Annotated in this window: 19 protein-coding genes; 9 read left to right on the top strand and 10 right to left on the bottom strand. The window is 59.7% G+C overall.

The window, feature by feature from the left end:
- The first annotated feature begins 232 nt into the window (after positions 1 to 232).
- From AC1EJZ_RS00095 to AC1EJZ_RS00085, 3 genes are read left to right on the top strand one after another with little or no spacing between them, the layout of a single operon-like run.
- Positions 233 to 1,612, top strand: coding sequence for an ABC transporter substrate-binding protein (locus AC1EJZ_RS00095; RefSeq protein WP_480293724.1), 1,380 nt, complete (start codon positions 233 to 235; stop codon positions 1,610 to 1,612).
- 11 nt (positions 1,613 to 1,623) lie between these two features.
- The gene (locus AC1EJZ_RS00090) at positions 1,624 to 2,748 is read left to right on the top strand and encodes a carbohydrate ABC transporter permease (RefSeq protein WP_227469227.1); all 1,125 of its coding nucleotides are present in this window, start codon (positions 1,624 to 1,626) and stop codon (positions 2,746 to 2,748) included.
- Position 2,749: 1 nt separating this feature from the next.
- Entirely contained in the window at positions 2,750 to 3,700 is a 951-nt protein-coding gene (locus AC1EJZ_RS00085) for a carbohydrate ABC transporter permease (protein ID WP_285015310.1), read from the top strand.
- Between the two features lie 180 nt (positions 3,701 to 3,880).
- Here AC1EJZ_RS00085 and AC1EJZ_RS00080 read toward each other — a convergent pair whose 3' ends face one another.
- The 6 genes from AC1EJZ_RS00080 to AC1EJZ_RS00055 all read right to left on the bottom strand — a co-directional run bounded on the left by AC1EJZ_RS00080 (position 3,881) and on the right by AC1EJZ_RS00055 (position 7,579).
- A complete protein-coding gene (locus AC1EJZ_RS00080; RefSeq protein ID WP_480293723.1) occupies positions 3,881 to 4,270 on the bottom strand; it encodes a DUF488 domain-containing protein in 390 nt (129 codons plus the stop codon).
- The gene (locus AC1EJZ_RS00075) at positions 4,263 to 4,691 is read right to left on the bottom strand and encodes an OsmC family peroxiredoxin (protein WP_480293722.1); all 429 of its coding nucleotides are present in this window, start codon (positions 4,689 to 4,691) and stop codon (positions 4,263 to 4,265) included. The genes AC1EJZ_RS00080 and AC1EJZ_RS00075 overlap by 8 nt, the downstream gene beginning before the upstream one ends.
- 220 nt (positions 4,692 to 4,911) lie before the next feature.
- Positions 4,912 to 5,913 carry an IS481 family transposase gene (locus AC1EJZ_RS00070; RefSeq protein ID WP_480293721.1) on the bottom strand — a complete coding sequence of 334 codons (1,002 nt, stop codon included), beginning with the start codon at positions 5,911 to 5,913 and terminating at the stop codon, positions 4,912 to 4,914.
- Positions 5,914 to 6,058: 145 nt separating this feature from the next.
- Positions 6,059 to 6,232 carry a GNAT family N-acetyltransferase gene (locus AC1EJZ_RS00065; RefSeq protein WP_157886258.1) on the bottom strand — a complete coding sequence of 58 codons (174 nt, stop codon included), beginning with the start codon at positions 6,230 to 6,232 and terminating at the stop codon, positions 6,059 to 6,061.
- Positions 6,232 to 6,474, bottom strand: a complete 243-nt coding sequence (locus AC1EJZ_RS00060) for a hypothetical protein (RefSeq protein WP_480293720.1) — start codon at positions 6,472 to 6,474, stop codon at positions 6,232 to 6,234. Before AC1EJZ_RS00060 ends, AC1EJZ_RS00065 begins: the two co-directional genes overlap by 1 nt.
- A 376-nt stretch (positions 6,475 to 6,850) precedes the next feature.
- A complete protein-coding gene (locus AC1EJZ_RS00055; RefSeq protein ID WP_257590342.1) occupies positions 6,851 to 7,579 on the bottom strand; it encodes a hypothetical protein in 729 nt (242 codons plus the stop codon).
- A gap of 201 nt (positions 7,580 to 7,780) precedes the next feature.
- On the opposite strand from AC1EJZ_RS00055, the gene AC1EJZ_RS00050 reads away from it, so the two are divergent.
- Together AC1EJZ_RS00050 and AC1EJZ_RS00045 are read left to right on the top strand one after the other, a co-directional pair.
- On the top strand, positions 7,781 to 8,305 hold the full coding sequence (locus AC1EJZ_RS00050) for a peptidylprolyl isomerase (RefSeq protein ID WP_058237647.1): 525 nt from the start codon (positions 7,781 to 7,783) through the stop codon (positions 8,303 to 8,305).
- Between the two features lie 143 nt (positions 8,306 to 8,448).
- Positions 8,449 to 9,354: a rhomboid family intramembrane serine protease gene (locus tag AC1EJZ_RS00045; protein ID WP_227469223.1), complete on the top strand. Its 906-nt coding sequence runs from the start codon at positions 8,449 to 8,451 to the stop codon at positions 9,352 to 9,354.
- Between the two features lie 78 nt (positions 9,355 to 9,432).
- On the opposite strand, the gene AC1EJZ_RS00040 is transcribed toward AC1EJZ_RS00045, so the two are convergent.
- The gene (locus tag AC1EJZ_RS00040; RefSeq protein ID WP_058237648.1) at positions 9,433 to 9,699 is read right to left on the bottom strand and encodes a cell division protein CrgA; all 267 of its coding nucleotides are present in this window, start codon (positions 9,697 to 9,699) and stop codon (positions 9,433 to 9,435) included.
- 218 nt (positions 9,700 to 9,917) lie between these two features.
- Between AC1EJZ_RS00040 and AC1EJZ_RS00035 the strand changes: the two genes are divergently transcribed.
- From AC1EJZ_RS00035 to AC1EJZ_RS00020, 4 genes are read left to right on the top strand one after another with little or no spacing between them, the layout of a single operon-like run.
- The gene (locus AC1EJZ_RS00035) at positions 9,918 to 10,745 is read left to right on the top strand and encodes a DUF881 domain-containing protein (RefSeq protein ID WP_257590343.1); all 828 of its coding nucleotides are present in this window, start codon (positions 9,918 to 9,920) and stop codon (positions 10,743 to 10,745) included.
- Positions 10,738 to 11,499, top strand: a complete 762-nt coding sequence (locus AC1EJZ_RS00030) for a class E sortase (RefSeq protein ID WP_082628640.1) — start codon at positions 10,738 to 10,740, stop codon at positions 11,497 to 11,499. The genes AC1EJZ_RS00035 and AC1EJZ_RS00030 overlap by 8 nt, the downstream gene beginning before the upstream one ends.
- Positions 11,500 to 11,546: 47 nt before the next feature.
- The gene (locus AC1EJZ_RS00025; protein ID WP_193599985.1) at positions 11,547 to 11,699 is read left to right on the top strand and encodes a hypothetical protein; all 153 of its coding nucleotides are present in this window, start codon (positions 11,547 to 11,549) and stop codon (positions 11,697 to 11,699) included.
- Positions 11,699 to 12,430, top strand: a complete 732-nt coding sequence (locus AC1EJZ_RS00020; RefSeq protein ID WP_227469219.1) for an anthranilate synthase component II — start codon at positions 11,699 to 11,701, stop codon at positions 12,428 to 12,430. The genes AC1EJZ_RS00025 and AC1EJZ_RS00020 overlap by 1 nt, the downstream gene beginning before the upstream one ends.
- Positions 12,431 to 12,479: 49 nt before the next feature.
- Here the strand turns inward: AC1EJZ_RS00020 and pknB are convergent, their stop codons facing one another.
- The 3 genes from pknB to AC1EJZ_RS00005 are packed head-to-tail and all read right to left on the bottom strand — an operon-like array spanning position 12,480 to position 17,613.
- The gene (gene pknB / locus AC1EJZ_RS00015; protein WP_092648063.1) at positions 12,480 to 14,474 is read right to left on the bottom strand and encodes a Stk1 family PASTA domain-containing Ser/Thr kinase; all 1,995 of its coding nucleotides are present in this window, start codon (positions 14,472 to 14,474) and stop codon (positions 12,480 to 12,482) included.
- A complete protein-coding gene (locus AC1EJZ_RS00010; RefSeq protein ID WP_257590344.1) occupies positions 14,447 to 16,162 on the bottom strand; it encodes a serine/threonine-protein kinase in 1,716 nt (571 codons plus the stop codon). Before AC1EJZ_RS00010 ends, pknB begins: the two co-directional genes overlap by 28 nt.
- Positions 16,159 to 17,613: a peptidoglycan D,D-transpeptidase FtsI family protein gene (locus AC1EJZ_RS00005; RefSeq protein WP_092648065.1), complete on the bottom strand. Its 1,455-nt coding sequence runs from the start codon at positions 17,611 to 17,613 to the stop codon at positions 16,159 to 16,161. Before AC1EJZ_RS00005 ends, AC1EJZ_RS00010 begins: the two co-directional genes overlap by 4 nt.
- Positions 17,614 to 17,740: the final 127 nt, after the last annotated feature.

Raw genomic sequence — 17,740 nt, 5'->3', positions numbered from 1 at the left:
CGGCTCGACACGCAAACGGTGTCTGTCAGGTGTCAAAACGAATTATTGCTGAAAAAAGGACCCTCGGCCCCTCACGTTCGTGGCCAATGAGATATAAATGAAGTGGCTTATCGTAATGGTTACGGCCGATACGAGGAGCACCCGTCACACACGTTGAACGCCGACTCGCTTGCGTATGCCGCAGGGGTGAATGAGCGCTCAGTCCATACATTTGAAGGCAGGAGATGTCACGATGTATTCACACGCATCGCCCTTGGAGCATTCTCCGCTCGAATCCCAGTGCTCATCATCGACGCACACATCCAAGCCAGATGCTCACGGTGCCACACGTCGCCCTCGGCAACCACGAATGCGACGAGCACTGATTGCGGCTCTGGCTGTATGCATATGTGGAGCATTGGCGAGCTGCGGGACGCCCCAGGCGCAGGAGAAAACCGAACTGGACTTTTTCCAGTTCAAAGGTGAAGCCAAAACAGATTTCGAAGAAATCGCGGCTGACTTTGAGGCCGAAAATCCCGACATTGACATAGTCATTAACCAATCGGCAGATGCGGACACCGCGATCCGTACGCTCCTGGTGAAGAACCGCCCGCCGGATGTCATCACCCTGAACGGTAACGGAAAATTCGCTGACCTGGCACGAGCCGGCGTCTTCCACGACTTTTCAGATGACCCGCTGCTTGAGCACATTAACCCGGCTGTGCAGGACATTCTGGCTGACCTGGGAAATGCGGAAGGCGAAGTCAACGGTGTCGGCTATCTGAACAATGCAGACGGCATCATCTACAACCGCCAGATTTTCAAGGAACAGGGCCTGGAAGTTCCCTCCACATGGGAAGAACTGCTCGATGTGTGTGAAAAGCTCAAGGCCGCTGGCATCACACCGTTCTACGGGACGGTGGCCGACGCGTGGACCACACTGCCCTCGTTTAATGGGTTGGGCGCCTACGCCGCGCGCGACGGGTTCTTCGACACCATGCGCGAGCAGGGTACGGATATCGGGCCGGATTCGGCGGTGTCGTTCCAGAAGAACTTCACCGAACCGATGCAGCGCCAACTCACCTTATTCGGATACGCACAGGACGGATGGCGTGCCCGAACCTACGACGACGGCAACGCCGCATTTGCCAACGGTGAAGTCGCCATGCTGATGCAGGGTATCTGGGCGCTCAATCCGATCCGTCAGGCAAACCCCGACGTGGATGCGGCAATTTTCCCGTATCCGGCTCCCGAAGGTGAGGGTGCCGACCAGCGCCTGCTGGTGACTGGCGTGGACGTCGTTGTGACGATGGGGAAGGGGGCAGCGCACCCTGAAGAGGCGCGCCGCTTCTTCGACTACCTCTTCCAGCCTGAAGTCATCGAGAAGGTCGCGAAGTCGCAATCCATGTTCCCCTCCCTCAGGGAAGCTGACTACCCGGATGATCCGGCAATTCAGGAACTGGCTCCGTTCTTCGACGGAGGCCACATCGCAGGATTCGTGGACCACCACGTTCCCGCCTCTATCCGACTGGACCCTCTGGTCCAGCAAGGATTGTTTGATGCAGACCCATCGGTGACACTGCAGCAGCTGGATCGCCAGTGGCGTGAATACGCTGCACGCACTGTGGAGTGAAAGGAAAATCCATGTCATCAACACCTGGTGCTGGCGCCGGATCGCACAATGCCGGCAGCACGGACGGCGAAGACGGCCGCATGGTTGACCTGCCGCCACAGTTGCGCGAACGCATGCGCTCACGCGACACAGCAACGGCGAGTGAACCTGCACGTTCGGTGACCACCACGGCAACGGCTACGGCCGTGTCGGGTACGGCCTCATCGGGCACGCTCTCGGCTAAGTCCTCGGCCTCGTCCGCACGCAGATCCGGTTCAGATAAGGGGAAGCGACGGACAGTGTCGCCCACCAAAGACCGCACGTACACGATGATTGTCGTGCCCGCGCTCATCGCGTTCGCACTGTTCCATACACTGCCCGTCCTGATCGGCGTGTTCTTCTCGTTCACGAACTATGCCGGATACGGAACGTGGAAATTCGTTGGAATCTCCAACTACATCAACATTTTCCGCGATGAGCGCATGTTCCACGCCTATGCGGCCACCTTCATTTTCGCCATCATCGCCACGATCCTGACGAACGTGATCTCGCTGATCATCGCCGTGGCGCTGAACTCGAACATTCTGGCCCGTAACTTCTTCAGGGGCGTGTTCTTCATCCCCTACGTCCTGTCGGTGCTGATCATCGGCTACGTCTTCAAGTTCATGTTCTCCACGTCGCTGCCCAAAATCTTCTCGAGCATTCCGCTGTTCAGAGACAACATTTTGACGCACCCGATCGCCGCATGGGGAGCGATCATCACGCTTGCTGTTTGGCAGGCAAGCGCATTCGCGATCATCTTGTACCTGGCCGGACTGCAAACCGTTCCAGACGATGTGTACGAGGCTGCCGCACTGGATGGTGCGAATTCGTGGCAACAGTTCTGGAAGATCACGTTCCCACTGATCGGCCCCTTCTTCACCCTCAATATGGTGCTGAGTTTGAAGAGCTTCCTCCAAGTGTTCGACCCGATCATCGCGTTGACCGATGGCGGGCCCGGCACGGCTACGGAATCAGTGTCCGTCCTGATTTACCGAGGCGGCTTCACCGGCGGTGAGTTCGCCTACCAGACAGCAAACGCGGTGTTCTTCTTCGTGGTGATCACCATCGTGTCGCTGTTCCAATTCAGAATTTTGCAACGTGGGGAGGGAAAGTAACATGACTGCTCCCATGACACCAGGCACACCGATCGAATCAACGTCCTCGTCAGCGTCGTCGCCCTCGACGCGAGGGACAGCCGGGCAGAACTTGACCAACACCTCGACGCGCAAGGTACGCCCTTCAAAGAGGCGCCGCATCAACTGGGTGGCCACGCTGTTTATCCTGTTCACGTCTCTGGGCGTGCTGATCCCGATGTACCTCGCCGTGGTTGTTGCGCTCAAGTCGCCTGATCAGGTGCTCAACGGCAACGGGTTTGAACTGCCGACCTCGATCCGCTGGCAGAACTTCGCGGACGCCTGGGAGCGCGCCGACTTCAAGCACGCGCTGGTCAACACCGTGTTCGTCACAGCACTGACCCTGGTGTTCACGATTTTGACCTCGTCGATCGTGTCCTGGGCGATTGCACGGAACCTGCATAAGCCGTTCTTCAAGGGCGCGTTCTACTACCTGCTGTCGGCACTGTTCATCCCGTTCCCGATCATCATGCTGCCGATCATCAAGCAGATGTCGATCCTGCACCTGGATCGACCCATCGGCATGGTCATCCTGTACACGATCTTCGGATTGTCGATGAACTCGTTCATCTACGTCTCCTACATCCGCTCGATTCCCATTGAGCTGGAAGAGGCGGCGCGCGTGGATGGCGCATCCACATGGCGTGTGTTCTGGCAGGTGATTTTCCCACTGCTCACTCCGATGAATGCGACGGTCGGAATCATCACGTGCGTGTGGGCATGGAATGACTTCATCTTGCCGCTGGTTGTGCTGACCGACCCGGCGCACCGCACGCTGCCGCTGGCACAGTATGTGTTCCAGGGACAGTTCAACCTGGACTACTCGGTGGCATTCGCCTCCTACCTGATGGCGATGGCTCCGCTGCTGCTGGTCTATGTGTTCTCTCAGCGCTGGGTGATCTCGGGTGTAACCCGCGGATCCGTGAAGGGCTGATCCCGTACACATAACTCAAGGGGCGCCTCGGGGTGTGAACTCCGGGGCGCCCCTTGTGTTATTCACATGTGACAGGGGCGACGTCCACAGTCGAACTCGTCAACTCCGTCAAACATGGTTGAACGAGGGCGTCGCTGCGTCGCTACTGAGACGGATGCGCAGTGTCATCGGTTCGTGCTGTCATGGTGATCCGCATTGCTGGCGATCCGCACGCTCAGCGGCAAGTGTGGTGAGAACGTCCTGCAGCACCAGTCCGTGGTTGTGCTCGGGGTCTTTTGCCGCGATGAGCAGCGTGACAACATCACAGGTGAGATGGTTTTCCACGAAGTCGCGTGCGGCTCCGCTGTCAGCCAGTTCCTGACGGTACCTGTGTGCAAACTCCTCAAAACGTTCGGGTCGGTGTCCGAACCAGGTGCGCAGCTGCGGTGATGGTGGCAGGTCTTTGTTCCATTCGTCCAGTGCGGCGCGCTTTTTGGAGATCCCCCTTGGCCAGAGGCGATCGACGAGAACCCGGAGGCCGTCAGATGGCTCCGGGTCCTCGTGGATGCGTTTGAGATGAAACTCAGGCATTCACGACAAGCTCTTTGTTGAGGCCACCAAGTGCCTTGGAAACGGGGCAGTTGTCCTTCGCCCACTCAGCCTTTTCCTTGAATGCGTCAGCATCGAGGCCGGGAACCTTACCGCTGACGGTGAGTTTGGCTCCGGAAATGCCGTCCTTGGGGTTGAAGGAGACCTCAACAGTGGTGTCGAGGAATTCGGGTGCATGTCCGTTTTCGGTCAGCTCGTTGGTCAGTGCCATCGAATAGCAGGTGGCAAAGGCTGCTGCGATGAGTTCTTCGGGGTTCGTGGTGCCCTGGCCTGGATCAGTGCGCTTGCCCCACGCGACGTCCAGTGTGACCACACCGGATGTTTCGAGTGTCGTTTGTCCGGCGCCGTCTGTCAGGCCACCTTCCCAGTGGGTGCTCGCAGTGCTCACAGTTGAATTCGCCATTGTGACTCCTCTCATAGTGGATGTGCACTTCATGTCTACCCTATTTGCCGGCTCGGCGCGCCCTCAATGGAAATATTCAGCGCGCGGCGAGATTATCCGGAGTGAGGTCATGCGCGTGGGAATGCGGTGTTGGCGCCTGGCGGCGCTGTCACATCCAGCCGAACCTGGCCGGGTGCACCTGGACGTGTTGGCTCATCTGTCGCCGCACGACCGAGTGCACCTAGCTGTACTTCCCCGTTACGTTGTGAACGCGTTGTGCGGGGGTTAAGCCGTCGATGGCGGTGTGGGCTCGATGATAGTTGTACTCGTGGAGGAAGTCCGTGTACGTCTCCTTGCGGGACTGCTCACTGGTGTAGGGGCGGGCGTAAGCCCATTCCTGCATCAGCGTGCGATTGAACCGCTCGACCTTGCCGTTGGTCTGCGGGCGATACGCTTTGGTGTAGATGTGCTTGATGTCCTGCCCGAGCACGTCATTAAACACTCGTGAGCGGTAGCAAGAACCGTTATCGATCATCACCCGTGTCACTGTGATGCCCTGATCCTGAAAGAACTCGAGAGCCCGGCGCATGAACCCTGCTGCTGTGTGCTTCTTCTCGTTGGGAAGAATCTCCGAGTACACCATCCGCGAGTGATCATCAACGGCGTGGTGCAGGTAGCTATACCCTCGCCCAGGTAGAGCACCGGCGCGGGCTTGTGTGTTTCTGGCACGCCTGGCACTACGGTCCTGTGCAGATCCGCGCCCATGGACACGCCATCCTCCGCCGTTGGGGATTCGGCCGAGTTTCTTGATGTCGACGTGAACCATCTCTCCCGGCTTGTCGTACTCGTAGCGTCGCGCTGGCTCCTTGCGTACCGGCAGGCCGGTTGCCTGGTCGATGCAGGCTAGTTTCGGCATATGGTAGCGATCCAGTACCCGCCCGACCGTTGAGCGGGCAATGCCCAGGTGGTAGCCGATGCGGTGTGGGCCCCACTGGCGGGTGAAACGCAGTTTGATGATGCGTCGTTGCACGCGTGTGGGCAGTTCATGTGGACAGGAATGTGGGCGACTTGATCTATCGGTCATCTCTTCGCCTAGGCGGTAGCGGCGGACCCATCGGTTGACGGTGGCAACAGAGACCTGGAAGCGTTCAGCGACTCGGCGCTGCGGCCAGCCCTCGTCGATGACCAGTTTGACCATCTTCAGTCTGCCGGTCGGAGTCAAAGGTGCGTTACGGTGTGTCATGGAAGCCTTCGTGATGGTTGTTCGTGTGGTTACCTACACCATTATCGAAGGCTTCCCCCATCCGATCACACCGTTCACAACCTCCCGGGGAAGTACACCTAGCGCTCGTAGGTCACGCATTACAAATCGTTGAGTTCGTGATAGGTCAGCAATCCAGCGTCACGGAATCCGAGCCACTCAAACAGTGCCCGCATGGGCGTGTTTTCGGATCCGTATCCGCGCGCAGATGCCCGTTCGGTGACTGCGTCGCAGCGAATTCAATCAGCTTGCGAGCCAGTCCCATTCCGCGAGCTTCTTCGGCAACGATCAGTCGGTGCATCACCCATGTTCCCTCCTTCCCTCGCGCGGAGTCTTCCATGTCAGATTGGCCGCATCGTAAAACGGGCCGGGAGTGTCGTCGATACTCAGATAGGCCAGGACGTCTCCTCTGCTGGCAACCCCCCATCCGTAGCCGCTTCGAATATCTGCCTCAATATGCTCGGTCAATGGATAGATGCCAGATTGCCACTGATCAAGTCCATCGCGCTGCATCCGATCAGCTTCGCGGGCAAACAACGCCATGATCTGCTCGGTGTCGGCACCGATCGCGCGGAATTGGCGCGCGCCTCAATCAAGCGCTCAAGGTAGAAATCAACGGATCAAGGTATAAGACTTTGAACTATCAACGGGCAAAGGTCTTAGTCAACTGGTCAAGGTGCTACGGGAGCGTCGGATCAACTGGTCAAGGTAAGAGCGCCTCCCCGTGCAGTCTCCTTACAGCCAACTGCAAACCGCGCCCGCCCCGTGAAAGCAAACCGCGCCCGCCCCGTGAAAGCAAACCGGCGTGCACGTCACGCAGACGCACACGCCGGTCAGCAGTTCACAGCCCTGCGGGCGCTCAGAAAGACGACACCTCGTAAAGGGAGCGTCCCTCTTTCACGTGCCCGCGCTGGAGGCCTTACTTGGCAGCTTCTTCAGCTTCCTTGTTGGCCTTCTCATCGGCTTCAAGCTTGGCCTGAGCAGCCTCTTCAGCCGCAGCCTTTTCCTCGTCGGTCGGGGTTTGCGACGCGCCCTGCGCGTCATCAGCGCTTTCTACCTCAACGTCAGGCAGTTCAACATCGGTGTCCAGGTCAGCCCAGTATTCCTCGGCCCACGGATCTTCGATCGGCTGGCTTCGACGCCACAACAGGTATCCCACACCAGCGGCGCTCAGCCCCAGTGCCGTCCAGCCGAGGCACTTGGCAACGCGGTGTGACTTACGCTTTGGGGTCGGCGTGGTCAACGCATGTGATCCGGCATCGGCAGCGCGGCGAGCGCGTTCGATCAGGTCACCGTCAGTCTGAGCGGCAGCCGTTGCTTCCGTCCATGCGCGGTTCACGCGAGGCATGTAGTCATCCTCGGCACGCTTACGTGCTTCTTCAACCACGGGACGAACCTTGTCTGCAGCATCGCGGGCACGGTCAGTCGCTTCGTCAATGTAAGGTTGGGCAGACTTGCGGGCGCTGTCTGCAGTCTTGCGAGCATTATCCAATACCTCCTGAGCGCGCGGGCCGGCCCAGTCCAAGCCCTGTTCCGCCAGGTCAGCGACCTTTTCGGCAGCGGCATGAGCCTGCTCAGCCAGAGTGGACCCCAGCTGAACGGCATCAGATTTAATCTGCTCCGGATCGAGTTGGTGTTTCTTAGCCATTGATGCCTCCGGATCTTGTTTCTTCATTGCGACGAATGACGCAAAGGGTCTTCCCTCCTATTGTGCACCGTCACACGATTCAATGCACTTCAATCACACCATAAAAGGCCGGCAGACAGTGACCATTTACGTAAAATGCGCGCTGGGCGAACGGCTGCCCACACGCGTGCTCACAGGCGGAAAATCTGTCACTATAGATTCATGCAAGCTATTCTTCATACTTCACAAGGCGATATCCGCCTGGACCTGTACCCCGACCACGCACCGTTCACGGTGAAGAACTTCGTGGGGCTGGCAACCGGTGAGCGCGTGTGGACGCACCCCGGCACCGGTCAGGAAATGAGCTCACCGCTGTACAACGGCGTGATCTTCCACCGCGTCATCGACGGCTTCATGATCCAGACAGGTGACCCGCTCGGCACCGGCACAGGAGGTCCCGGCTACCAGTTCAATGATGAAATCCATCCGGAACTGAACTTCAACGAGCCGTATGTCCTGGCAATGGCCAACGCCGGAACCCGCATGGGGAAGGGCACCAACGGATCCCAGTTCTTCATCACCGTCGCACCGACCCAGTGGCTGCAGGGCAAGCACACGATCTTCGGCAAGGTGGCCGACGATGAGTCACGCAGCGTCGTCGACGCGATCGCACAGGTTCCCACCGACGGACGCGACAAGCCGCGCGAAGACGTCGTGATTGAATCCGTGGAGATTCTTGACAAGTAGACGCGGGCTGATGCCTGCATCATCAGTGACGAGGGCGACCACCGGTAAGCTGGATACTGCCAGCCCTGACAGCCGGATGGGACGCCCTCGTCCACTGTGGCGGGCGCAGCCCTTCCAACGGTGAGTTCGAACAAAGGATGAGTATGGCCAAGATGCCTCAGTACGGTCAGCGTTCAGACCCGAATGCGGCTCCGCCGTGTCCACGCCACCCTGATGTGCAGTCCATCGACTACTGCAAGGTATGTAACCGTCCGATGTGCTCGCAGTGCCGTGTACCGGTGGAAGTGCGCGCCATGTGTGTGGACTGTGCGAAGAAACGAGGCCGACGCGGACGCCGTCAGATGCGCTGGACTCAAAAACCGACAGTGACGATGGTGCTTATTGGCCTGTGCGCAGTGACATTCGTGGCGATGAAGCTCATTCCGCAGGTCTACAGTTCCCTGGCGTTCATGCCGGCGATCGGATGGCTTGAGCCCTGGCGAATTCTGACGACTGCATTCCTGCATGCCAACGTCCTGCACATCCTGTTCAACCTCGTCGCACTGTGGTTCGTCGGCTCGAGCATCGAGCCTGTGCTTGGATGGTGGCGTTTCCTCATCCTGTATATCGCCAGCGCGATCGGTGGCAGTGCCGGTGTCCTGGCCTGGTGCTTCGTCAGCCGACAAACACTGTTGGTGACCACTGTTGGGGCGTCGGGCGCCGTATTCGGCCTGTTCGCCGCGATTTTCGTCCTTCAGAAGATGAGCGGGATCAATACGACATCGATTCTGATCCTGCTGGCAATCAACCTCGGTTACGGCTTCATCGTGCCCAATATTTCCTGGCAGGCGCATGTCGGCGGCATGATCGTGGGCGCGCTGGTGACGTGGGGCTTTGCGCATATCATGAGGCGCCCGCCGCGTCGCAGGAGCGGTGAGGTCGTCGTCAACCGTCAGGCCGAGGCCACGCGCAAGACACGCATCAGCGCACTGGCCGGTGCAGGAATGCTGATCGCCGTGTGCGCCGTGGTGGCTGTGGAATATGCCGCGTTGCTCGCTTTGAACTACTAGTCGGTTTACGGGCGGACGAGGTGAGGTGAGCGCCGCCGCATGGTAAATGAAGTCAGCGCGCTCGCCGAGCAGCCGAGCTTACCGCCAGCGCAGCGTCATCAGGAAACCGATCAGCATAATGCCGAAACCGATGACCAGGTTCCACCATGAGATACCGGGGATCGGGAAGCGTGCGGACGAGATGTAGTACACCATGACCCACACCAGGCCAACAATGAGCAGTGTAATGAAAGCCGGAGCCCACCACGATGGGCTCATGGGGATGTCTTCAGTCCATGAGTGGACTTCGGTATCCTGCTCAGCTACTTCGCCGCTTTTGCGCTTGCGTTTTTTCGACTCGGCCACAACCTACTCCTGATCGCTCTCCCGGAATGGGGCCGGGACTTGAATAACTGCCGTGGCGCGTTATGCGCCTGGATATCCTCTAGCGTAGTCTCGGAGTGGGGTATCGGCCAAAGCGATCGACGCGCGGTGGTCGTTTTCGGTCTATCTCACTGTGGTCTGCCGCCTGCCAACGTGATGCACCCACCGCTCAGATATGGTCCGACCAGTCAGGAGGGATGATGAGCGACAGCGATTCGCCGCAGTCACCTCCGCCGAGCTATGCCCCGCGTGCGCGGATGGATCCACCACGTAAACGTTCAGGGGAGCGTTCGCCCAAGAGACGAACGTGGAAGAAAACCCGCTCAGCACTGGCAATCCTGGTCGTGATGGTCACCTGCGGCGTCGTCTTCGGCGTAGCGGCCTCCAATACGCGGGGCCAGGCATCAAGCAGCGACGTCAACCTGCTGTCCATGGTGCGAGACAGGCAGGAAACCGTTCAGGAGCTGACAGATCAGCGCAACAGCCTGCGCGAATCCATCCATCGCTATGTGGACACCACCTCATCGAGTGACGATCCTGCAACGAATGAGGGAGCTGCCTCGTCAATCCCGATCGGAACGACTACCGCTGTTCAGGGGCCGGGTGTCACCGTCACGCTCACTGACGCGCCTGCAGATCAGATTTTGCCCGAGGGTGCCCAGCCCGACGATCTGGTGATTCACCAGCAGGACATTGAAGATGTGATGAATGCGTTGTGGCGCGGCGGTGCGGAAGCGATGACGGTGCAGGGCAAGCGCGTCACGTCACGCTCGGTCATTCGCTGTATCGGCAACGTCATCCTGGTGGACGGCACCTCGTATTCACCGCCGTATGCGATTTCCGCCATAGGCGATCCTGATCGCCTCAAGCGAGCAATCAATTCAGATGAGAGAATAATCAACTATAAGAGGTATGTCGTGAAGTACGGCCTGGGCTGGCGTCTGGATGAAGAAAAGGACTTGACATTCACCGCACTGCCCGAAGACACTTCACCTCAGTACGCGCGCATTGTGGAGGATCATGGCTAGTTCAGGCACACCGGCTCACGTCCGGAGGATTGAGAGCGCCCCAGCATCATTGCCGACCCGCATCATCGGAGTGATCGGTGAGTTGCTCATCACCGTTGCCATCATCCTGGGCCTCTTCGCGTTCTGGCAGTTGTTCTGGACGAGCTACCAAGTCAGCGGGCCGGCGCAGGAAACGGTTCTGCAATTCGAACAGGAACACCAGGCCCCGCAAAAATCAGGTGAACGGCGCACGGATGAACCACCGGCGATCGATCAGCCTGCTCCTGGTGAGGTCTACGGCGTTGTTCACGTGCCGAAATGGAACTGGGCAAAGATTCCGCTTGCTGAAGGCACCACTCCCGATGTGCTCGCGAAAGCGTATGCCGGGCACTACGTGGAAACGGCTCAGCCGGGCGCCCTCGGCAATTTCTCTGTCGCCGGGCACAGGCGAACCTACGGCAACAACTTCCGTTTCATTGATCGCCTCGAACCTGGTGACCAGGTCGTTGTTGAAACGGCCAACACGTACTACGTGTACACGATGGACAATTTCGAGATCTACTCCGCCGACGATGAAACAAACATCAAGACGATCGCTCCAGTCCCCGGCGACCTCAGTTTTTCTGAAACCCCTACCGAGCGGTGGATGACGATGACGACGTGCCATCCCGAGTGGTCGAACACGGAGCGATACATCGTGCACCTCAAGCTGGATTCGTGGACGCCCAAGGAAACCGGTGTTCCTGCAGCACTGGCCAGCGAGCCTGCGAAATGACCGCCGTATTTGTCTTGCCCCGCGTGTGAAGAGAGGATTCGACCAACATGTACGCATGGATTTTCCGCCACCTACCTGGCCCGGCCTGGCTCAAGACCATCGAGGCTATTTTGCTGATCGTTCTTGTCATCGCCGTGCTGTTCCAATGGGTGTTCCCGTGGTTCCAGTCCACTTACATTGACGGGAACGTCACCGTCTGATGACAACACCTGGAAACGACTCGTCAATGGCCCCAACCGAATCTGCTCCGCGCCAGCGTCGAATCCTGTGCGTGGACAACTATGACTCATTCGTCTGGACCATCGTCGGCTACCTGCGTCACCTCGGCGCGCACGTGGACGTCGTGCGTAACGACCAGGTGGATCTTTCCCTCATTGACGAGGGCGCCCGCGGGGCCGCTGCTGATGGTGAGCGTACGTATGACGGCGTGCTCGTCTCACCCGGGCCAGGCCGACCCGAGGAGGCAGGAAGCCTGCTTGATGTGATCGATGTGTGTGCCAGATGGCACGTACCGATGCTGGGAGTGTGCCTGGGGCATCAGGGACTGGGTGAGTATTTCGGAGCGGACGTGGTGCGCGCTCCCGAATTGATGCACGGTAAGACCTCACCGATTACGCACGATGGGCGCGGTGTTTTCGCCGGCGCGGAGAATCCTCTCACCGTCACGCGTTATCACTCGCTGGTTGTCGATCCTGCGACGGTGCCGGAGTGCCTGGAGGTCAGTGCGACCACGGACAGTGGCATCATCATGGCGTTGCGCCACAGAGAGCTTCCTCTTGAGGGCGTGCAGTTCCATCCTGAATCGGTGATGACGCGCTCGGGCCACCTCATGCTGGCCAACTGGTTGGCAGCCTGCGGTGACGCGGATGCGCCCAGGCGCGCACGTGAGCTGACACCTGTGGTTGCCGAGCGCTCTGAGCTAACCGACTAACGGGCCGACCGCGGAGCCGGGCACCGAGCCGGCGCTTACCGTCGATTACTTAGTTGCCACTTTGAGAGCCTGAGGACGATCCCCTCGAGACGTACACCTTCACCGTGCCACCCTGGGAGACGAGCTGGCCTTCGCCGGGCTCAACGTTGACGACCATTCCCTTGGCGACATCGTTGCTGTCCATCTCGTACACATCCGGAACCAGTTTGAGTTCCTTGAGAGCGTTGACCACAGCTTCCTGGGACTGGCCGGGAAGGCCGGCAGGGATAGCCACATTTCCGGACGCAAGCTGCAGCGTGATTTCTGAATCCTTGGCGACTTTTTCACCGGCAGCGGGTGCGGAGGAGACGACACGATCCTTCGCCTGCTCGGCGGAATCGACGCTCGTGACGGATCCGACCCGCAGTCCGGCTGCTTCGATCGTGGAACGCGCCTGCTCCTGGCTCATTCCGTTGACATCAGGAACGGCAACCTGGTTGCTGCCCGAGGACACGATGAGCGTAACCGTCGATCCCTTCTTGGCCATTTCCTTAGCCTTCGGTGAGGTTTCGACGACGCTGCCTTCAGCAATATCATCGGATGGCTTCTTCTGGTCGGAGACCTTTACTTCGAAACCGGCGTTTTCCAGGATTGTGCGCGCCTGATCCACCGGATTGCCGGTGACATCAGGAACGGGCTGGGAAGCTGGTCCCGAGGAGAGGAACACAGTAACTGACGAGCCTTCTTCGACCTGGGTGGAGGGCGGCGGATCAGACTGAGCGACGCGGCCTTCTTCCACATCTTCCGATTCGACGGGATCACCAATGGCGAAGACCAGCCCCGCACCTTCGACAGCCTGTTTGGCTTCCTCCTGCGTCATGCCGATCAGAGCATCAGGAACGGTGGCCTTTTCAGGATCCTTGTTCGACTGCATGAGGGCGACCGCACCGATTCCCAGCGCGCCAATCAGAAGAATCACCAGTGCGACGATCAGACCTGTGCGCTTCTTGCGCAGTTCTGCTTCCTCCTCGGTCGCCACAGACGTGTCAGCGTACTGGGCACGGTTCCTGTTCGTATAGCTCGGCGGTGGCGGGGGAGGCGATGACATCTGCGACAACGGCATCGTGGCGGTCGCACCAGATGAGCTGCCCGCATTGGCCAGTGCGGCCGTCTCCCACACCTGGGTGGCAGGTGCATCCACGTCAGCACCGTGTACGGCCCGGATCAGGTCAGAACGCATCGATGCTGCTGAGGAGTACCGATCCTCACGATCCTTCGCCAGGCACTTCATCACCACTCGGTCAAGCGACTCCGGAATATCCGGTGTAATGGACGAGGGCAGCGGTGGCGTCGAGGAGACATGCTGATAGGCCACGGCAACGGCGGAATCTCCCTTGAACGGCGGCCGGCCTGTGAGCAGTTCAAAGAGGACGATGCCGGTGGAGTACAAGTCGGAACGCGCGTCGACCTGTTCACCGCGGGCCTGCTCAGGGGACAGGTACTGCGCCGTGCCGACTACCGCATTGGTCTGCGTCATGGTCGCCTGAGAATCTGTCAGAGCGCGGGCGATACCAAAATCCATCACCTTGACCTTGCCGTCAGTGGTGAGCATGATGTTGCCCGGCTTGATGTCGCGGTGGACGAGCGACTGCGAGTGGGAATATTCCAGTGCCGACAAGACGCCGGATACGATCTCGACCGCCTCGTCGATCGGAACCGGAGTGCCGTCAGCCAGCAGATCCTTAACGGTGTGTCCTTCGACGTACTCCATCACGATGTAGGGGACGGATACTCCCGAACCATCGGGCGTGGTGACGACCTCTTCGCCAGTGTCATACACGGCGACGATATTGGGGTGGTTCAAAGAGGCTGCCGCCTGCGCTTCACGGCGGAAACGGGTCTGGAAGATCGAATCGCGCGCCAGGTCTGTTCGCAGCATCTTGATCGCGACGATGCGACTCAGGCGCGTGTCGAATCCCAGGCGGACTTCCGCCATGCCGCCTCGCCCGATGAGCGAGCGGATTTCGTAGCGTCCGCCTAGACGGTGGGCCATGGAATCGGCCATGTGTGAGCCTCCTCGATGATGAATTGACTCATCCCTAGGGGTAGAGACAATGATCCAAATCTATTGTAAAGGGTGGCAATGACGATCAGGACGATCGTGACAAAGATCAGTGCGATGATCAACGCCCGTCCCAGGACATCGCGCCGTGTCAGTGGCGGTGACACCTGCGAACGGTTGAAGCGCGTGGGTGTCGGCGAGCTCGCCTCATCGTGCTTGTTGAACCCGTTGCGCGCATTCGCACGGTCCACTGCGTGCCACCGGACGCGTGGGCGACCATCGCTCGACGAGCCAGATGTGTGCGCAGCTGTCGACGCACCGGATGCGCGATTCTTAGTCGAGGCGGCAGGGGAGTGCCCTGTCGACCCGGAGTGACTGCGGGACGCCTCATGCTTGGTGTCGCGTGCCTGCGCAGTGGCACGCGCGCTTTGTCGCCTGAGCGCTTCCTGACGCTCCTGACGTTGCCTACCGGCCTGCAGGCGGCGTTCATGTGCCTCACGTTCGCGCTCCGCTGTCGCCTGAGCTTCCACTTCTTCGCGTTGACGCTGCTCCTGACGCTGGCGTTCCTCGGCGCGCTGTTTGAGGCGAGCCACCAGTTCCCGTCGACGCCGCTCGCGGGGATCCAGTGGTTTGTCGAGGGCATCCTCGTCAATGGTGGTATCGATTGTCAGATCCAGAACGGGAGCGACAGACGTTGTTGCATCAGCGAGAGCAGGGCCACCCCCGGCAGGAATCGCTGGCATGGCAGGCGTGGCTGACGTGTCCTGGTGGGACGGCGCGATGACGGGCGGCTGAGCGGTGGTGTCGTCGGTAATCTCAAGGGCAGGAAGCGGGCGGGGAGCTGTCGACAGGTGCAGCGTGTGAGCAGCCTGAACCAGTTCACGAGCCAGAGCCGCACCGGATTGGGGACGAGACTTCGGGTTCTTCTCCAGCAGCTTCATCACGATCCGAGCAAACGGTTCAGGCACGCTGGATGGCAGCGGCGGCACAGGGTCATTGACGTGCGCAAACGCAATATCGACCTGGGTCTTTCCCGTGAACGGGCGCTTACCCGATGCAGCTTCGTAGGCAATGACACCAAGGGCGTACAGATCCCCAAGGGTTGTCGCCACTTCACCCATTGCCTGCTCGGGAGGCAGGTACTGAGCGGTTCCCATCACCATGCCTGCCGCTGTCAAAGCGGCCTGATCGGCAGTGCGGGAGATCCCAAAGTCGGTGAGTTTGACGACTCCGTCAGGCCTGATCAGGATATTGGCCGGTTTGATATCGCGATGCACCACTCCTGCCGCTGCCGCTGCGTGCAGAGCCATCGCCACCTGAATCATCATCGGAATGATGTCCCGCACCTCCAGGGTGCGCCCGCCGCGCAGGTAGTCCGTCAGGGGGCGGCCCTCGACCAACTCCATCATGATCCAGCCATACCCGCCGGCCTCGCCCGAATCCAGAACAGACGCAATGTTGGGATGCTCGATACGCATCGCGTTACGTGCCTCAATGCGCAGACGGGACAGCGGAAGCTGATGGCCGGACAGTTCCGGCCGCAACACTTTGGCCGCCACGATGTGCCCGGTCTGCTTATCACGTGCCTTCCACACTTCACCCATGCCGCCCTGTGCGATCCGCGTGAGCAGCATGTAGCGCCCGCCCAGCAAGTGTCCGGGCATGTAATGGTTATGCGTTGCTTCACTCATTGCAGGCCAGCCTCCAAAACGGCACGTGCGATCGGACCGGCCGTGTCACCACCATGAGGTACGGGCTGTTCATCATCACCTTCCACCAAAACGGCTATCGCGATCTGCGGGTCGTCGGCCGGGGCGAACGCAACGGCCCACGCATTGGCCTTGCCGGACCCGTCACCCGTTTCCGCCGTGCCGGTCTTTGCCGCCACTTGCCAGTTGCTCAGCGCCATCAGGCCGCCCGTGCCGTACGGCTCATTCACCGTTGACACCATCATCGAGGTCAGCTGGGAGGCCACACCAGCGCTGATCGGTTCAGCAAGCCTGGTCGGTGTCATCTGCTGAGTGGACTGCAGATCGGCGTCCACGATCTCACGTATGAGCTGCGGCTTCATCATGACGCCGTGGTTACCCACCGCCGCGGCCACCATCGCCATCTGCATCGGGGTCACCTGGACGTCAAACTGTCCGATCGATGTGAGCGCCCGTTCAGGCGCATTGGCATCTTCCGGGTAACGCGAGGGTGTCACCGTCAGCGGAATGGACAGTTCCGTTCCGAATTGAAAACGTTCGGCCATGTCGGCCAGTGCCGTGTCAGGCAGCTGCTGAGAGGCAATGACAAAGGAGGTGTTGCAGGAGCGGGCGAATGCTTCACGCAAGGCAGGTTTTCCGTTGCCGCAGGTTGTGGATTCGATATTCGACACCGTCGTAGTGGACTCGGGCAGTGGTGTCTCCACCGGCGAATCGACGGGCGTATCGGGTGTCATGCCGTTTTCGAGCAGGGCTGCTGCCGTCAGGATCTTGAACGCTGACCCTGGTGCGTACCGATTTCCCGCGATCGCACGGTTCGTCAGCGGCTGCGCAGGGTCGGCAACCAGGGCGTCATAGGCATTTTGAACAGTCTGAGCATCGAAAGAGGCCAGTGGATTGGGATCGTAGCTGGGTGATGAATACAAGGCCAGTACCGCTCCAGTTTTTGGGTCGAGGGCGACCACCGCGCCTTTCCTGGCACCGAGTGCTTCAGCTGCCACCTGCTGCATCTGTTCATTCAGTGTCAGAACCACGCCACCGCCCTGACGCTCCGACCCTGTGAACAGGGTGCGGATCCGATGCATCAGGAGGGCGTCCGACCGGCCATCCAGAACGTCTTCGGATGCGCGCTCAATGCCGCTGGCCTGAGAAAACACAGAAGAAAAGTAGCCAGTGACATGTGCGTAGAGCGGGCCTTGCGAGTAGTAGCGTTGGAAGCGTGCAGAGCCCTCCTCCTTTGAGGAAGAAGCAACGGCGTCACCACCGACGATAATGGGGCCACGATCGATTTCTGCGGCGTGCAAGATGGTGCGAGTATTACGCCCATCTGCGTTCAGGGATGGAGCCTGGAAGAACTGGATAGACGTTGCCGCGCATGCCAGGGCGGCAAACATGACAAGCATCAACAGGAACAATCTGCGGATCTGCGTGTTCACTGTGCCTCACCACCCTCAGATGCAGTGGCGGTTGTGCGGTGATCGGCACTTGCGGAGCGTGACTGAGCCAGCGCATTGTCACCGGCGTGGGAAGCGTGTCCACTGATCGCTGAGGAGGGGATCGGGC

The sequence above is a fragment of the Pauljensenia sp. C0170B5 genome, assembly GCF_056590195.1.
The sequence above is the reverse complement of the archived record's forward strand: the minus strand, read 5'-3'. Positions and strand labels throughout refer to the sequence as shown.

Bases quoted from the DNA above. Each gene is read 5' to 3' on its own strand.
- pknB (WP_092648063.1), bottom strand. From the start codon at position 14,474: ATGGCCGATTCCATGGCCCACCGTCTAGGCGGACGCTACGAAATCCGC.
- AC1EJZ_RS00055 (WP_257590342.1), bottom strand. From the start codon at position 7,579: ATGGCTAAGAAACACCAACTCGATCCGGAGCAGATTAAATCTGATGCC.
- AC1EJZ_RS00025 (WP_193599985.1), top strand. From the start codon at position 11,547: ATGTACGCATGGATTTTCCGCCACCTACCTGGCCCGGCCTGGCTCAAG.
- AC1EJZ_RS00080 (WP_480293723.1), bottom strand. From the start codon at position 4,270: ATGCCTGAGTTTCATCTCAAACGCATCCACGAGGACCCGGAGCCATCT.
- AC1EJZ_RS00050 (WP_058237647.1), top strand. From the start codon at position 7,781: ATGCAAGCTATTCTTCATACTTCACAAGGCGATATCCGCCTGGACCTG.
- AC1EJZ_RS00045 (WP_227469223.1), top strand. From the start codon at position 8,449: ATGGCCAAGATGCCTCAGTACGGTCAGCGTTCAGACCCGAATGCGGCT.
- AC1EJZ_RS00075 (WP_480293722.1), bottom strand. From the start codon at position 4,691: ATGGCGAATTCAACTGTGAGCACTGCGAGCACCCACTGGGAAGGTGGC.
- AC1EJZ_RS00030 (WP_082628640.1), top strand. From the start codon at position 10,738: ATGGCTAGTTCAGGCACACCGGCTCACGTCCGGAGGATTGAGAGCGCC.
- AC1EJZ_RS00070 (WP_480293721.1), bottom strand. From the start codon at position 5,913: ATGACACACCGTAACGCACCTTTGACTCCGACCGGCAGACTGAAGATG.
- AC1EJZ_RS00090 (WP_227469227.1), top strand. From the start codon at position 1,624: ATGTCATCAACACCTGGTGCTGGCGCCGGATCGCACAATGCCGGCAGC.
- AC1EJZ_RS00095 (WP_480293724.1), top strand. From the start codon at position 233: ATGTATTCACACGCATCGCCCTTGGAGCATTCTCCGCTCGAATCCCAG.
- AC1EJZ_RS00085 (WP_285015310.1), top strand. From the start codon at position 2,750: ATGACTGCTCCCATGACACCAGGCACACCGATCGAATCAACGTCCTCG.
- AC1EJZ_RS00060 (WP_480293720.1), bottom strand. From the start codon at position 6,474: ATGGCGTTGTTTGCCCGCGAAGCTGATCGGATGCAGCGCGATGGACTT.
- AC1EJZ_RS00065 (WP_157886258.1), bottom strand. From the start codon at position 6,232: ATGCACCGACTGATCGTTGCCGAAGAAGCTCGCGGAATGGGACTGGCT.
- AC1EJZ_RS00035 (WP_257590343.1), top strand. From the start codon at position 9,918: ATGAGCGACAGCGATTCGCCGCAGTCACCTCCGCCGAGCTATGCCCCG.
- AC1EJZ_RS00020 (WP_227469219.1), top strand. From the start codon at position 11,699: ATGACAACACCTGGAAACGACTCGTCAATGGCCCCAACCGAATCTGCT.
- AC1EJZ_RS00010 (WP_257590344.1), bottom strand. From the start codon at position 16,162: ATGAGTGAAGCAACGCATAACCATTACATGCCCGGACACTTGCTGGGC.